The following is a 16,013-nucleotide window of genomic DNA, read 5'->3' as shown; positions in this document are numbered from 1 at the left end:
CGAAGGGCACAGCGGGGGCTATCCGCGGGCGCCTTGCGGATCAGGTGAAGACTGAAATCACCGCGTGCGTGCGGTCAAAAAAGTCCAAGCATTCCCCCAAACCGTCCTAACGGTCAGCAACCCGCACTGATTAGATTTGAGTCATGCCTGCCGGCCCCAATCAACGAGGAACAGGCAGGCTTCTCAACCCACTCTCACCGTCAGAACCACCATGGCCAAACGCCCGCACATGGATTGTTACGCGCTCGGCGACACTGCCGATTTCGCCAAGACCGTCACCGAATTCGATATCTACGGTTTCGCCGGGATCGTCGGCGATTTCTATGCCGTGCATTTGAACGAGGAATTCGCCAAAACCACGCGTTTCGAAAAGCGCATCGCGCAAGGATGTCTGTCGGTCGGCTTCTTATCGACTGTGATGGGCTATATGGCGCAAAAGGCGCCGAGCCCTGGTGCGGTTTCCTACCGCTACGACATCACGTTCAACGCGCCGGTATTTATCGGCGACACCGTCACTGCCCGGCTCACGCTGCGCGAGAAGGACGACGATCGCAACGTATGCGTGTTCAGAGCAGAGGTCACGCGCCAGGACGGCACGGTGGTCGCATCCGGCGATACCTATCTGAAGGTGCTGTAACCCAGCGCACTGCCTTTAATCTCTCCCGCTTTTCACGGAATCGAACATGCCGCATTGGTTAAACGAACAACACACCGCGATACGAGACGCCGTGCGCCGTTTTGCGGAAAACGAAATCGCTCCTGTCTCGGAAGAGCTCTGGGAAGCCGAAGCCTTTCCTTACGACATCTGGAAGCGTGCCGGCGAGCTCGGCTTCACCGGCCTGCCCTATCCGGAGAGTTGGGGTGGCGGCGGTGGCGAATGGCTTTCCTATGTGATCGTGCTGGAAGAACTCGCACGGGTGGATTGCGCAATCGCCAATTCGCTGATGGCCAATTCGACGGTCGCGAGCCTGCTCTCCAACTATGGCACCGATGAGCAGAAGGACCGCAATTTGCGCCCTATTCTCGACGGCCGCAAGGTCGGCGCGATCGGATTATCGGAGCCCAACGCGGGCTCCGACGCGGCTAACATCGCGACGCGTGCGACGCTGGAAGGCGACCGATGGATTATCGATGGATCAAAGACCTTCATTAGCAACTCCGGCACGGAAGTGACCGGACCGGTCGTCATCGCCGCGGTAACGGGCACGCGCCCCGACGGCCGCAAGGAAATTTCCAACTTCATCGTGCCCAACGGCGCCCCCGGTTTCAGCTACGGACGCAAACTGCGCAAGATCGGCTGGCGCGCATCGAGCACCTACGAGTTGTTCTTCGAGCGCTGCGCGATTCCGGCCGCCAACCTGCTCGGCGAACGCGGTGCGGGCTTGCGACAGACGCTCGCCCAGATCAGCACGGACCGAATCCTGATCGGCGCGCTCGCGCTGGGCATCCTGCAAGGGTCGCTGGATCGGTCGATCGCGTACATGAAGGAGCGGCGCGCGTTCGGAAAGCCGATCGCCGAGTTCCAGGCGCTGCAGTTCAAGATCGCCGACATGGCGGCCCACGCGCACGCCGCGCGGCTGATGCTCTACGATGCCGCCGCGCTGAAAGATGCGGGCGTTCGCTTCGATCAACAGGCGTCGATGGCCAAGCTCTTCGCCACCGAGCGCGCGATGGAGGCGGCTCATCAGGCGTTGCAGATACACGGCGGCTACGGCGTGATGAGCGAGTACCCGGTGTCGCGCGCATTCGGCGACGCCAAGGTTCTGGAGATCGTCGAGGGGACCTCGGAGATTCAAAGGATGATCATTTCGCGAAACCTGCTTGCCTGAGCGATCAGTCAAACAGATAGGAACACGCGCTCAGGAGACGAGTCATGCTGGAAGGCATCAAGGTAGTAAGTTTTACTCACTTCTTACAGGGCCCCGCTGCCGTGCAGATGTTGGCCGACGTCGGCGCGGACGTGATCAAGATCGAACCGCCGGGCGGCGCGTTCGAGCGAAGCTGGACCGGTTTCGATGCGTATGTCGAAGGTGTGAGCATGTTTTTCCTGCTCGGCAACCGCAATCAGCGCAGCATCTCGCTGGATCTCCGAGACGAGCGCGCGAGAGAGATCGTCTGGCGGCTGATCAAGGAAGCCGATGTCCTGATCGAAAACTACCGCCCAGGCGTCCTGCAGCGCATGGGCTTCGGTTACGACGATGTCCGCGAGATCAATCCGAGGCTCGTGTACTGTTCGTGCACCGGCTACGGGTCATCCGGGCCATATCTGAAGCGGCCAGGGCAGGACCTGCTGCTGCAGGCGATCAGCGGCATGACGATGCTCTCCGGCGACGCCGATTCCCCGCCCACACCAGTCGGCTCCGCGATCGTCGACCAGCACGCGGCGGCGTTGGCAGCCTTCGGCGTCGTCGCGGCGTTGCAGGCGCGTGAACGTACCGGCAAAGGCACGCTGGTCGAAAGCAATCTGCTCAACGCGGCGCTCGATCTTCAGATCGAGCCGTTCACCTACTACCTGAACAAGGGGCCGCTCTGGCCGCGCACAAACCCGCCGACCGGCAGCCGGTTCCATCCGGCGCCCTACGGGATTTACCGGACGCTCGACGGCTGGATCGCCGTTTCGCTGACGCCCACTGAAAAGCTGGCGGCGGCCTTGTCTCAGCCCACGCTCGCCGGGTTTTCGCACCCCAAGGACAACGTGCGCCGCCGCGACGAATTGAACCGCATCGTGTACGACGCGCTGACCACGCGCACGACGGCGGACTGGATGACGACCTTCGACGAGCACGACGTCTGGTATGCGCCCGTGAACGATTACGATCAGGTCGAGGCCGACCCGCAAGTGGCGCACAACCGCATCATCATGGAGGTCGACCATCCGCAGGCCGGGCCGGTTCGCTTGCTCGCGCATCCGGTTCGATACGACGGCGCAGCACCGCCGCTCACCCGCCAGCCGCCGCGGCAAGGCGAGCACACCCGTGAGGTGCTCGCCGAACTCGGCTACGAGCCACACGAAATCAATACGCTGGTTGAAGCCGGCACAGCGTTGACCGAGCGGAGAACCGCATGAACACTCATCCGAATCGGTGCCACGAGATGCTGCGTTTCGACGATATCGAGATTGGCCGCTGCCAGATCCTCGTGCATACCATCGCGGAAAGTGACGTGAACGCTTTCGGCCATCTGTCGGGCGACCTGAATCCGTTGCATATGGATCCCCACTTCGCGGCACGCACGCCATTCGGCCAGCGCGTGGCGCACGGCCTGCTGACCGCGGCATTGGTGTCGACGACGCATACCGGCTTGACCGGTCCCGGCTTCGTCTACGTCGGGCAGGAGTTGCGCTTTCTCGGACCCGTCTTCATCGACGATACGATCAAAATCCATGTGACCGTGGTCGAGAAGAAACCCGCCAAGCGCATCCTCGTGATGGACACGATGGTTCGCAATCAGGACGGCAAGCCGGTGCTGACCGGACTGTCGGCGCTGAAGGAATTGCGTTTCCAATCAGCAGACGTAATGAGCTGACAATCAGCACGCGAGGCCGAACCTGTGCGGGTTTTCGGCAACAGCCGTCACGCCGCTTTGCCAATTACAATTAGACTACTTTCGATGCCGAACGGGCGAAGGAGAAACAGCAGGCTTGACTTGGCTGGGGGGCAACTGGCTAGGCGAGCCTGAGAAGTGCGCTGGATGCAGGAGACAAGTCAGATGCCTAGCAGTTGTGGTTGTGAGTTGCCGGTCTTCAAGATCGCGCACTACGAGTATGGGTCGAGAATCAAGTCGATCGATTTTCATCTCGCGCCTCTCGAAGATATGAAATCGACGTTGCCGTATCCTCATCGGCACGAGTTCTATCACATCGTCTGGGTCGAGTCGGGCAGCGGTCACCACATCATCGACTCGATTCGCTACGAGGTGCGGCCCAATACGCTGTTTTTCATGGCCCCTGGCCAGATCCACGATTTCGCGTTGTCCGAAGACACCATCGGGCACGCGATCAGTTTCTCGTCCGAATTTTTCGCGTTCAAGGTGCAGAACCGCCATTCGCAGACCGAGATTCCCGTCTACGATTTCGAGCGAATTCCAAATACGGTTTATATGAGCGACGCACAGGCTCAGGACCTTCGCCGTGTGCTGGATGGAATCAATGCGGAATATCAGGGTGAAGAGGCTGGCTACGAGGACGTGATCTGGTCGTATCTGCGGGTTCTGCTCATCAAGTCCGCGCGCCTCGGCGGCGACACCGTCACCGAGGTCAATTCGTCGCGTAGCGTGCTGTTGTCGCGACGCTTCAAGAGCCTGCTGGAAAAGCATTTCGCCACGATCCACGACGTCGCTCGCTACGCCTGCCTGCTGAACGTCACGGAACGAGCGCTAAACGATGCGACGCGCCAGGCGCTCGGCAGCACCGCAGCCAAGCTGATTCGTGAACGCGTGATGCTGGAAGCGAAGCGTCTGCTGCTGCATTCCGAGGTCAATGTGGCCGAGATCGCAACACAGCTTGCGTTCGACGACCCGGCCTACTTCAGCCGATGTTTTCGCAAGCATACGGGCCGCTCGCCCATCGACTTCCGCCGCAGCCTGGAAAAACTGAGCATCTGAAGCAGTGGCACGACACACGCCGGTGCGCGTAGAAAAGTCCAACATAAGCCGCACTTCGTCCTAACTGCCGGAACCGCCGCGCTCCTAGAATTTGCGTGTCCCCGTCACTCGGGAAACGTGAAAGCAATCAGGAGAGAAAAGGCGTGAATGCTTCGTACCAAGATCAAGGGTTGTCCTCTGAACGGTCCGCGCTCTTCACCGGCGTCCTCGACCGCATGGCAGCCAAAGTTGCAGAGGACGAGCCGACGCTCGGCGTCGAATTCCCTCAGATCACGGCGGCCGATGGAAAGTGGGTGCTGCTCCCGGCGTCGCTGTCCGCAGGCTACAGCGGTTCAGCCTGGAGCCACGGCAACTGGTTTTGTGGCTTCTGGGTCGGACTTCTGCTGACGTCGTATTTGCACACCGGCGAGGACAAATACCTCTCGTGGGCCCGCGAGCGCATGCGCCTCGTCGCGCAGCGCGCGCAGGACCCCAACACGCACGACATTGGCTTCATCTTCGACAGCAGCGCCGTGCCCGGTTATGAAATCACCCGCGACCCGTGGTACGCGCAAATTGCAATGGAAGCCGCGGACAAATTGCGCGCCCGTCTCGTCACCACACACAGTGGCGCCTATCTCGCCTCCTGGGGCCCGCTCGACGATCCGCGCGGACGCAGCGCTTCAGCTATCGACACGATGGCTAATCTATCGTTGCTTTACTGGGCGGCCAACCATTCCGGGGACGGCAGTTATCGCCTCGCCGCGGAAGCACATTCCGTCATGACCGCGAAGTCGTTTATCCGCCCGGACGGTTCGACTTATCACGCGGTCGAGTACGACGTAACAACCGGTGAGCGTCGGCGCGGCTACACGTTTCAGGGCGCATTCGACGAATCGGCGTGGAGCCGGGGCCAGGCGTGGGCCGTCTATGGCTACGTGAACACGGCGCGTGAAACCGGCAAGCGCATCTGGCTGGATCTTGCAGGGCGCCTGGCGGCGTACTATCTGCGCCGGCTCGATGGACGTCTGGTGCCACCGTGGGATTTCGACGCCACTGGCGCGGACGCGGAAATCAAGGACACTGCCGCAGCAGCGGTGATGGCGTCAGCGCTGATCGAGCTGGGCCGTCTGCATCCCGATCCGGCCAGTTCGGTTCACTGGCGAGAACACGGACTTGCGATGCTCGAAGCTCTGTGTCGTGACGAGTTTGCCTACGAATCTGCACATCGCGGACTCCTGAGAAATTCCTGCTATTCGAAGCCGCACAATGAAGGCGTCGACGGCGCGACGATGTTCGGCGATTTCTTCTTCGCCGAAGCGCTGAGTCGCGTGATGTTGCCAGGCAAGCTTCGGCCCGGCACGCAACGCGTATCGCTCGCCGGAAGCACCCCTGCCTCGCGGTTCCGAACCCTCGCTAGCCAATCCGTCCATGATATCGAACGATCTTCCGCCTTTCGTACCTGCTGACCTACCCGATGCGTTGCTGGTCGGACGCATCTGGCGAGACGCGCCGATAGACGGGCCGTCGGTCGTCGTTGTCCGTGCCGGTCAGGTCTACGACATCACGGCGTCGGCGCCGACGAGCTCCGATCTGTTCGAGCGCGTGGACCTGTTGGAGTTTGCGCGTCACGTCGAGGGCGAGGCGCTCGGTCCCGTCGAGAACATCGGCCAGGCATTGCTCGCGCCATGCGATCTTCAGGCTATCAAGGCATGTGGCGTGACCTTTGCCGTGAGCCTGCTCGAACGGGTCATCGAAGAACAGGCTGCCGGCGACGCGACGCAAGCCGACACGGTGCGCGCGACGATCGCGCAACTGATCGGCATTGATCTCTCCAGAATTCGCCCCGGCACGCCAGCCGCCGACAGTCTGAAGCGGGAACTGGAACGGCGCGGTGCATGGTCGCAATATATGGAGGTCGGCATTGGGCCTGACGCAGAAGTGTTCACCAAGTCTCAACCGATGTCGGCAGTCGGCTACGGCGCGGACGTCGGGCTTCACCCGGCCTCCCACTGGAACAATCCCGAACCAGAAATCGTGCTGGCGGTAAACAGCCGCGGAACGATCGTCGGAGCAACCCTTGGCAACGACGTCAATCTGCGCGACATCGAGGGCCGCAGTGCGTTGCTGCTCGGCAAGGCGAAAGACAACAACGGCTCATGCGCGATCGGTCCTTTTATCCGCTTGTTCGATGATCGCTTCACGATGGACTCGGTGCGTGCGGCCAGCGTGTCGCTGAGGATAGAAGGCGCGGACGACGGATTCATTCTCGAAGGCGTGAGCCACATGCGCGAGATCAGCCGTGACCCGGAGGAACTCGTCGCTCAGACTGCCGGCCCACATCACCAGTATCCCGACGGCTTCATGCTGTTTCTCGGCACGATGTTCTCCCCGATTAAAGACCGGCATGCTCCGGGCAGTGGCTTCACGCATCACCTCGGAGACAAGGTGACTATTGCAACGCCGGAGCTCGGCGCACTGGTCAACACCGTGCAGTCGTCAACCGAAATCGCGCCTTGGCGATTCGGCGTGCGCGCTCTATACGAAGCCCTTGCAAAACGGCTTGCGCTTGCCCGCGCCATGGGGCCGGTAAGCGATGCGTAAATCAGCGAACGGGCCGACGAGGCTTCCATTCCACCCGCGTTAGCGAGTTCGCCCGCCCCCTCGCCGGGCTGCCGCTCCAGCACCGAAAATGATCAGGTCCCGGACGGCACAGCAACCGGATCGATTTGCACTCACCGCGCCAGAGGATGCGGCGAGTGCGCGGACGCTCGCGCGCCCGGCGCCGCGGCCGCCTCATCTCCCGGCTCGGCGGACAGATCGCGCTTGAAAGTCTCTGCGAGGAAAAACGCGCACGCGAGGCTCAGCAATCCTGTCGCCGCGATATAGATCGAAATGGGCAGCGTCTGGCCATACGTCGCGAACAGATAGGTGGCGATCAATGGCGTCGGTCCCGACGTGATGATGCCGGCGATCTGATACGGCAGCGAAGCACCTGTATAACGCACCCGGGTCCCGAACAGTTCCGCGAACCACGTCGATTGCACGCCGTACACCGACGCCTGGCTCAACGCGATGCCGCAGACGTACGCCACGAAAATCAAAGTCGGATTGCGTGTCTCGAGCAACGGGAAGAACGCGAATCCATAGATTGCCACGAATACCGCGCCGAGCATGAAGACGGTCCGGCGTCCGATAGCGTCCGACAGCTTGCCGAACAGCGGCAGCGTGAACAGCGCAACCACGCAGCCCACAATGATGGCGTTCAGCAGCAGTCCGCGCGACAAGCCGAGCCGCGTCGTTCCGTACACCAGCACGAACACGTTGATCACGTTGAAGGTGATGTCGACCGCGAAGCGCGTGCCGATCGTCAGCACGAGGTCTTTCGGATGCCGGCGCAGCAATTCGATCAGCGGCGCTTTCACGACCTGCCTGCTCGCCTTGATCTGTTCGAATACCGGCGACTCCATGACGCGCAGGCGGATGAACAGGCCGATCGCGATCAGCGCGACGCTCAGCAGGAACGGCAGGCGCCATCCCCAGGAATAGAACGCCTGCGAAGGCAGACTCGAGACGGCTTTGAACACGGCGGTCGAGAGCATCAATCCGAGCGGCACGCCCAATTGCGGAAACGCGCCGAAGAAACCGCGTTTTCTGGCCGGTGCCGTTTCGACCACCATCAGCACCGCGCCGCCCCATTCGCCGCCGACGCCGAGCCCTTGCAGGAAGCGCATCGCGACCAGCAGCATCGGCGCCCAGACGCCGATCGAGGCGTAAGTCGGCAGCAGGCCGATCACGAAGGTGCCGACGCCCATGATCGTCAGCGTCGCGACGAGCGTCGCCTTACGTCCGATGCGATCGCCGAAGTGCCCGAAAAACACGGCGCCGAAGGGCCGGGCGAGATAGCCGACCGCAAAACTTCCGAACGCCGCGATGGTGCCGACCATCGGATCGAACGAGGGAAAGAACAGCTTGGCGAAGACCAGCGCCGAAGCGGTGGCATAGAGAAAAAAGTCGTACCACTCGATGGCGGTCCCGACCACCGAGGCGACCAGCACACGGTTGACGGCCGACCGGCTGATAACCGGCGCGTTGCCGGATGAAATGGGCGATGTTTTCACGTCTCCTCCCTTCTCTGGGAATCTATGTTTTGAACTGCTGCGTGTCGGCGGCGCGGGGCCGCCCGCACGTTACGATCAGTTCACTGTGCTCACCAGTGCAGTTCCATCGGGAAATGGTCGAGCGTTTCGACGCCGCCCGAGGTCAACCGCACGATACGTTCCGTGCGCAGGCCGCCGACGTTCGGCACCGTGATCGTCGCCTTCAGCGTAAAGACCATGTTTTCCTGCAGCACGGTCCTGTTGCCCGGCCCGATCCACGGCGCTTCTTCTTCCGGGTCCATGCCGGTGCCGTGACCGGTGCCATGGCCGCGCGCTTCGCTCGAGTATTGCTCGTAGTTCGACTTCACCAGCGCCTGCTGGATCACCGCGTTCAACTCCATGGCCGCCATGCCGGGACGCGCGGCGGCCAGCCCCGCTTCGACCGCGCGCGCCGCTGCCGCGACGATCGCCATCTTCTGTGGATTCGCCGGACCGTAGGTAAAACCGCGTCCGCCGTCGGCCACATACCCACGATAACGCGCACCGATGTCGGTCATGATGAGGTCGCCCGGTTGCAGGATGCGGTCGGTGGGGCGCGCCAGGTTATACGCCGAGCGCGGACCGGATTGCACCATCGAATCGAACGCGGTCCGGTCCGCGCCTCCCGCGAGCATCGCGCGGTCGGCGATTAAAGCGAGTTCGCGCTCGGTGTAGGGACGGCCGTCGGCGAGCGCGTCGCGAATCGCGGCCATCGCCGAATCGGTCAAGGCCGCGGCTTTGCGCATCAGCGCGACCTCGGGCTCGCTCTTGATCGCCTTGATTTCGGCCAGCACCATCGTCGGTTCGAGCTTCAGTTCGCCGAGACCGGCGTTCAGGCGCTGCAACAGGTCCGCGGGGATATAGGCGGCGCCAGCGAGGCCGACCGTGCCGCTGCGGTGCCGCGCAGAAAAGGCCTGCACCTGTTGCGTGACTTCACGCAGGCTGCGGACCTCGAAGGCGGTCACGCTCGTCGCGTAATCGAAGCATTGATCCGACACGAACAGCACGGGGTCGCCGCCCACCGGCAGCAGCAGGATCGCATTGGCAATGTCCGACACGCCGTCGAGCGGGCGGAACTCGGTGAAGTAGCCGATGTTCGCGCCACGCCAGCAATCGCCGAATGCAAGCAGGCCGACCAGGCCCGCCTTGTCGAGCGCGCTGCGGACCTTGGCGACGCGGCCGAGGAATTCGTCGGAGGTGATGCCTTCCGGCGGGATGTCTGCAGTACGGATGTTCATTAACTCTTCGCCTCCTGTGCGGCTGCATGCGCGAATGCTGGATGCAGCCGGTCTCGATGCCCATGATGGGAAACCGCCCGCCTTGAAATGCAGGGCGACTGCTGCATAGTAGGATTGTTAGATATGCTTTTATAATGAAAAATAACGCAAGATCTATATCAATACGGAATACGTGGAGGCGACATCGTGAGCTCGGCACTTCATCCGGACGACGGCGCGGGGGCCCTCGCGCCGGGCCGCTTCGACCCCACGCGCCTGAAGACGCGCCAATTGGCCCTGATCGTTCAGCTCGACACCCATCGCTCGGTATTGCGCGCGGCGGACGCCGCGCACATGACCCAACCCGGGGCGACCAAGTTGCTGCGGGAACTGGAAGAGACGATGGGTGTGCCATTGTTCGAACGCCATCCGCGCGGTGTCGAGCCCACCTGGTACGGCGAGGTGCTGATCCGCCATGCGCGCAGCGTGCTGGCGGAGCTGCAGCACGCGTACGACGAAGTGTCCGCGCTCAAAGCCGGCCTGACCGGGCAGGCGATGATCGGCACCGAGGTCACGGCGGCCACCAACGTCGTGCCGCAGGCCGTGGCGCTACTCAAGAAGCGCTTTCCGCAGATTCGCGTCAACATCGAGATGGAGTTCAGCGAGGTGCTTGTGCAGCGTTTGCAGGAAGGCAAGCTGGATATGATCGTCGCGCGAGTCCGCAATCCGGACGATCTGGCGGAACTGCACTACGCCCCGCTCGCAGAAGCTCAGCATGCGCTGTTCGCGCGCGTTGGCCATCCGCTCGCCAGGCGTAAGGCTCTCAGTTGGAACGAACTGGCGCCGCAAACGTGGATCCTGCCGCCGAAGGGCAACGTGATGCGCAATCAGTTCACGCAACTTTTTCTCGAACGGCAGCTCGCGTTGCCGACGGATGTGGTGGAGAGCTCATCGCTGCCTGTCATTACGAGTCTGCTGCAGATCAGCGATATGATCGCGCCGCTTGCGCGCGAGCCGGTGCGGCCGTATTGCATTGCCGGCGCGCTCGAACCGTTGCCGTTCGAGCTCGATCTGAAGCTCGGGCCGGCGGGCATCGTCACACGGCGCGGGGACCGGCTCTCACCGGGTGCGCGGGCGATGCTGCAAGCGCTGCGCGAGGCCGCCGGATTCGATACCGGAGCCCCCGACGCCGACAACGACTGACTTACCTCGACGGGACTCAGCGCAGGCCGTCCACCGCGAAGGTGCGCGTGGCGGTCGATTTCCTGAGCCAGCAGTTGAGCGATGGACCGCTCGCCTTACGGCGCCTGTCCCTGCCCTTCACCGCAACGGCGCGATGCCTTCCGCCACGCCGGCCGGCATGCAGATGTGCTTCAACTCGGTGAAGTCCGCCAGCGCATCGTAGCCGTGCAGCCGACCCAGTCCGCTTTGGCGATACCCGCCCGTTTCGGCTTCGGCGAAAAGCTTGTTGTGGTCGTTGATCCACACCGTGCCGTTGCGCAGCGCACGCGCGACGCGCAATGCGCGCGCTCCGTCGTGCGTCCATACGCTCGCCGAGAGACCGAAGACCGTGTCGTTGGCTTTCTCGATCGCTTCCATTTCGTTCTCAAAGACCTCCAGCGTGACGAACGGGCCAAAGATCTCGTCCTGACAAAAGAACGCCTTCGGATCGTCATGCTCGACGAGCGTCGGCGACAGAAACGCGTACCCCGAGCAAGTGCCTCGCAGCAGCACACGCTCGGCCGCACGCGCGCTCGATCGTCCGTGCCACCGCATCGCGCGTGGTGCCGTCGATGAGCGCGCCGATATCCGTCGCCGGATCGATGCCCGGTCCGACCCGCAGCGACGCAAGCGCCGACGCGAGGTGCTCGCGCATTTGCGCAGCGCGCGACGCATGGACCAGCACCCGGCGCGCCGCCGTACATTGCTGCCCGGAGATGATCGTCGCGGCGCGCGCGAGACGCGGCGCGATCGCCGCGATATCGGCATCGTCGAAGACGACGCAGCATGACTTGCCGCCAAGTTCGAGCGACAGCTTCTTCATGCTGTCGGCAGCGGCCGCCATGATCTTCTTGCCCGTCGCCGTCGATCCCGTGAAGCTCACCACGTCGACGCCGTGCGAATCGACGAGCCGCTGGCTGGCCGCATATCCCCGTTCGTTGACGAGGTTCACCGCGCCTTCAGGCAACGCCGTGTGTTCGAAGCAGCGCAGCATCGCGGCCGTGAGCAGCGACGTTTGCGCCGCCGGTTTGACGATCGCCGTGCAGCCGGCCGCGAGAGCGGGCGCGAGCGAGCGCACGAGCAGCACGGCGGGCGCATTCCAAGGCACGATGATCGCCGCGACGCCGGCCGCTTCGCGCAGCATCGTCGATATCGTGCCCGGTTCCGGTTCGAGCACGTGCCCGGCAATATGGCGCGCGAGCCCCGCGTAATAGCGCACCTCCGATATCGCGCCGGCAATCTCGCCGCGCGATTGCGCGATCGCCTTGCCGTTTTCGCGCGTGAGCAGCGTCGCGAGCATGTCGCGTTCGGCTTCGAGCGCCGAAGCCCAGCCGAGCAGCACGTCCTGGCGCAAGCGCGCGTCCTGCGCCCATGTCGTGCGATCGAACGCGTGGCGAGCGGCGGCGATGGCGGCATCGGCTTCGCTCGATCCGCCGTCGGCGAACCGGCCGATGGCCTCGCCCGTCGCGGGATCCATGCTGTCGATGTTGGGCGTTCCGGTCCATTCGCCGGCAATCCAGTGTCGTGCGTTCATGAAGATCGTTCCTTGATGGTGTGTGAGGGCTCGTCGCCCGACAGGCTCGACGCGCGGTGCAACTCGTCGCCGATGATCTCGATCAGTGCTTCGGCCGCCGCGCTCAACGGGCGGCGCGGATGATTCACGCAGACGATGTGCCGCACGATGCGAGGCGCCAGAATCGGGTACGCGCGCAACGTGCCGTGCCGCGCGGCGCGCTCGACGACGATGCGCGGCAAAATCGTCGCAAAGCGCGTGTGCTCGACGAGCTTCAGAATCGTCGAAAGCACGTCGATCTCGAAGCGCGGCGCGAGCAGCACGTCCTCGTGTTGCGCGGCGCTGTCGAGCACGCCGCGCAGGCCGTGACGTTTGGTGGGCAGCACGAGTTCCAGTTCGGGCAATTGCGCGAGTTCGATCGCATGCGGCAAGTCGGGGCCATGCGCGGCGCTGGTGGCTAGCACCATCTCTTCGTCGAGCAGCGGGCGCGAGTCGAGCGACAAGCGCGCGCGCGGCTTGTTGATGAGGGCGGCATCGAGCTGCCCGCCCGCCACCCAGTCGATGAAGGTCGCGCTGTAGCCATCGGCGACGGTGACTTCGACATCGGGGTAACGCGCGTGAAAGCGCGACAGCGAATCCGCGAGCACGCTTTCCGTCACCGATGCGATCAGCCCGATGCCGACATGCCCCGTCACCACTTCATCGCGCTGCACGAGTTGCTGCCGTGCGTGGGCAAGGTCACGCACGATCGGTAAAAACAGGCGGTACATCAGCCGTCCCGCGGCGGTCGGCGCCATGCCGTGCGCGCCGCGCTCGAACAGCTGTTGATGCAGTTCGTCCTCGAGCTTGGCGATCTGCATGCTCAGGGCCGGTTGCACGATGTTTAGCCGCTTCGCGGCACGGGTGACCGAGCCGTCCTCGAATAGTGCGATGAAGTACTGGATTTGCTTGAGGTCCATGTTCCCTCACGGCATCAGCGATGCTAATGGGGCGCGGTGACATTATCACCCTGCGTTCGTCGACGGTGCAGGGCCCCTTTTGGTAGTGCGCCCTGCAGTACGGGCGTGTGTGAGCGGTCTATTGATACGTAACCGTAAGACCGCTGTCATCCGGGCTAACACCGATATAACGACGAATGATTCGTCGCATCAGTAAACAGTATTAGATGTTATGGCGCGATCTCGCTACGCTTCATCCCATGCGCTTGCTACGGTAGCGCGCACAGATGGAGACGCTGATGAACACACGCGATGCCGCAACGCACGGCAATCCCTCATTCACCTGGGCACGAGATCACGCCGACACCGGCTCGCTGTCGCTGCGCGACTGGCTCGCGCATCTCGCGAAAACCGGCCGGGTCGCGACGATCGACAAGCCCGTCGCGCTCGAGCACGAACTCGCCGCCATTGCAAAGCGCCTCGACGGCGAACAAGCTGCGTTTTTCACGCAGCCGCACGGACATGGGATTCCCGTCGTGAGCGGCTTCATGTCGAAGCGCGCGTGGATCGCCGAAGCGATGGGCGTCGATGAATCGGCGTTGCTCGCGCGTTTTTCCGCTGCGGCCGCGGCGCCGCTCGCATCGAAACTGATTCAACGTGAAGACGCGCCCTGTCAGCAGGTGGTGCATACGAGCGGCATCGATCTCCACGCCCTGCTGCCCATTCCCACGCACAGCGAACACGACAACGGCCCGTACATCACCGCCGGTCTCGTGATCGCGCGCAATCCGCGCACCGGCGTGCAGAACGTCTCGATCAACCGCATTCAGGTGCACGGCCCCGATCGCATGGCGATCCTGCTGCTGCCGCGTCATCTCTACGCGTTCCAGCGCGACGCGGAAGCCGCGGGCGACGCGCTCGACGTCGCCATCGCGATCGGCGTCGATCCCCTGACGATGCTCGCGTCGCAAGCGATCACGCCGATCGATCACGACGAACTCGAAATCGCAGGCGCGCTGCACGGTGCGCCGCTGCCTGTCGCGCGGTGCGTGACGAACGGCGTGCACGTGCCGGCGTTCGCGGAGATCGTCATCGAAGGGCGCATTCTGCCGAACGTGCGCGAGCCGGAAGGTCCGTTCGGCGAATTTCCCAAGTACTACAGCGCGAAGGAAGCACGCGAAGTCATCGAAGTGACGGCCGTCACGCATCGGCGCGATCCGATCTTTCATACGATCGTGCCCGCCGAAATGGAGCATCTGCTGCTCGGCGCGATTCCGCGTGAAGCCACGTTGCTCGCGCATCTTCAGCGCAGTCATCCCGCCGTGAAAGACGTGCATCTGTCGGTGGGCGGCGTGTGCCGCTATCACCTGTGGGTGCAATTCGACAAGAAGCGCGAAGGCGAAGCGAAGAACGTCATTCTGTGCGCGTTCGGCGCGCATTACGACATCAAGCAGGTCGTCGTCGTCGATACCGATGTGAACGTGCACGATCCCGCCGAAATCGAATGGGCCATCGCGACGCGCTTCCAGGCCGACCGCGATCTCGTCGTGATAGCAGGCGCGCAAGGCTCGCCGCTCGATCCGTCGACGACGGTCGGTCAGCCCGACGATGCGCCGTCGCATCTGCAAGGCGTCAGCGCGAAGATGGGTCTCGATGCGACGCGCCCCGTCGTCTACCCCGCGCATGTGTTCACCCGCGTGCGCATACCGGGGCAGGACACGGTCGACCTGCAAGCACTCGTCGCCGCCGACAACAGCGCGTTCGACGCCTATCTGTCACGCGATCATGGCTGAACGAAAGAAACGCATCGTCGTCGGCATTTCGGGCGCAAGCGGCGCGGTGATCGGCGTGCGTTTGCTCGCCGCCTTGCGCCGGCTCGGCACGCACGAGACGCATCTGATCGTGTCGTCGTCGGGCGCGGTGACGGCCGCCCAGGAACTCGGCCTCGCGCGCGGTGACCTCGAAGCCGCTGCCGATGTCGTGCACAACGTGCGTGATATCGGCGCGGCCGTGGCAAGCGGATCGTTTCTGACCGAAGGCATGGTGATCGCGCCATGCTCGATGAAAACGCTCGCGGGCGTCGCGAACGGCTTCGCGGACAACCTGCTGACGCGCGCCGCCGATGTGATGCTCAAGGAGCGCCGCCGCCTCGTGCTGGTCGCGCGCGAAACCCCGCTCAATCTCGCGCATCTGCGCAACATGACGCTCGCCACGCAAATGGGCGCGATCGTGATGCCGCCGGTGCCCGCGTTCTACGCGCATCCGCAGACTATCGACGACGTGGTCGACCACACTGTCGGGCGCATTCTCGATCTGTTCGAGATCGAGCACGACGAGATTGCGCGCCGCTGGAGCGGTCTAGCCGATGAATTCGGCGGCCGCGCCGCACGTGAGGAGTAAGGTC

Annotated in this window: 13 protein-coding genes and 1 pseudogene; 10 read left to right on the top strand and 4 right to left on the bottom strand. The window is 63.3% G+C overall.

The window, feature by feature from the left end; all coding sequences use genetic code 11:
* The first annotated feature begins 211 nt into the window (after positions 1–211).
* From AB3X89_RS02265 to AB3X89_RS02235, 7 genes are all read left to right on the top strand, one after another.
* The gene (locus tag AB3X89_RS02265; protein WP_013093447.1) at positions 212–637 is read left to right on the top strand and encodes a MaoC family dehydratase; all 426 of its coding nucleotides are present in this window, start codon (positions 212–214) and stop codon (positions 635–637) included.
* A gap of 46 nt (positions 638–683) precedes the next feature.
* Complete coding sequence (locus AB3X89_RS02260) at positions 684–1,829, top strand: acyl-CoA dehydrogenase family protein (protein WP_368581602.1); 1,146 nt, start codon at positions 684–686, stop codon at positions 1,827–1,829.
* 44 nt (positions 1,830–1,873) lie between these two features.
* Positions 1,874–3,067, top strand: coding sequence for a CaiB/BaiF CoA transferase family protein (locus tag AB3X89_RS02255; protein ID WP_368581601.1), 1,194 nt, complete (start codon positions 1,874–1,876; stop codon positions 3,065–3,067).
* Positions 3,064–3,525: a MaoC family dehydratase gene (locus tag AB3X89_RS02250; RefSeq protein ID WP_368581600.1), complete on the top strand. Its 462-nt coding sequence runs from the start codon at positions 3,064–3,066 to the stop codon at positions 3,523–3,525. The genes AB3X89_RS02255 and AB3X89_RS02250 overlap by 4 nt, the downstream gene beginning before the upstream one ends.
* A gap of 183 nt (positions 3,526–3,708) precedes the next feature.
* Positions 3,709–4,602 (top strand): helix-turn-helix domain-containing protein, encoded by an 894-nt coding sequence (locus tag AB3X89_RS02245; protein WP_368581599.1) that lies wholly within the window; start codon positions 3,709–3,711, stop codon positions 4,600–4,602.
* 143 nt (positions 4,603–4,745) lie between these two features.
* On the top strand, positions 4,746–6,050 hold the full coding sequence (locus AB3X89_RS02240; RefSeq protein ID WP_368581598.1) for a glycosyl hydrolase: 1,305 nt from the start codon (positions 4,746–4,748) through the stop codon (positions 6,048–6,050).
* Complete coding sequence (locus AB3X89_RS02235; protein ID WP_368581597.1) at positions 6,013–7,185, top strand: fumarylacetoacetate hydrolase family protein; 1,173 nt, start codon at positions 6,013–6,015, stop codon at positions 7,183–7,185. The genes AB3X89_RS02240 and AB3X89_RS02235 overlap by 38 nt, the downstream gene beginning before the upstream one ends.
* A 131-nt stretch (positions 7,186–7,316) precedes the next feature.
* On the opposite strand, the gene AB3X89_RS02230 is transcribed toward AB3X89_RS02235, so the two are convergent.
* Complete coding sequence (locus AB3X89_RS02230; protein WP_368581596.1) at positions 7,317–8,702, bottom strand: MFS transporter; 1,386 nt, start codon at positions 8,700–8,702, stop codon at positions 7,317–7,319.
* 89 nt (positions 8,703–8,791) lie between these two features.
* Positions 8,792–9,958 (bottom strand): M24 family metallopeptidase, encoded by a 1,167-nt coding sequence (locus AB3X89_RS02225; RefSeq protein ID WP_368581595.1) that lies wholly within the window; start codon positions 9,956–9,958, stop codon positions 8,792–8,794.
* Between the two features lie 186 nt (positions 9,959–10,144).
* Between AB3X89_RS02225 and AB3X89_RS02220 the strand changes: the two genes are divergently transcribed.
* Entirely contained in the window at positions 10,145–11,140 is a 996-nt protein-coding gene (locus tag AB3X89_RS02220) for a LysR substrate-binding domain-containing protein (RefSeq protein ID WP_368581594.1), read from the top strand.
* A gap of 117 nt (positions 11,141–11,257) precedes the next feature.
* Here AB3X89_RS02220 and AB3X89_RS02215 read toward each other — a convergent pair.
* Positions 11,258–12,692, bottom strand: a pseudogene (locus AB3X89_RS02215) (aldehyde dehydrogenase family protein).
* A complete protein-coding gene (locus AB3X89_RS02210; RefSeq protein WP_013093435.1) occupies positions 12,689–13,630 on the bottom strand; it encodes a LysR family transcriptional regulator in 942 nt (313 codons plus the stop codon). The pseudogene AB3X89_RS02215 and the gene AB3X89_RS02210 overlap by 4 nt, the downstream one beginning before the upstream one ends.
* Before the next feature lie 278 nt (positions 13,631–13,908).
* Between AB3X89_RS02210 and AB3X89_RS02205 the strand changes: the two genes are divergently transcribed.
* Together AB3X89_RS02205 and AB3X89_RS02200 are read left to right on the top strand one after the other, a co-directional pair.
* On the top strand, positions 13,909–15,402 hold the full coding sequence (locus AB3X89_RS02205; protein WP_368581593.1) for a UbiD family decarboxylase: 1,494 nt from the start codon (positions 13,909–13,911) through the stop codon (positions 15,400–15,402).
* Positions 15,395–16,009 (top strand): UbiX family flavin prenyltransferase, encoded by a 615-nt coding sequence (locus AB3X89_RS02200; protein WP_013093433.1) that lies wholly within the window; start codon positions 15,395–15,397, stop codon positions 16,007–16,009. The genes AB3X89_RS02205 and AB3X89_RS02200 overlap by 8 nt, the downstream gene beginning before the upstream one ends.
* The last annotated feature ends 4 nt before the right edge of the window (positions 16,010–16,013 follow it).

The sequence above is a fragment of the Paraburkholderia sp. BR14320 genome (assembly GCF_040948665.1).
GTDB lineage: Bacteria > Pseudomonadota > Gammaproteobacteria > Burkholderiales > Burkholderiaceae > Paraburkholderia > Paraburkholderia youngii.
The sequence above is the reverse complement of the archived record's forward strand: the minus strand, read 5'-3'. Positions and strand labels throughout refer to the sequence as shown.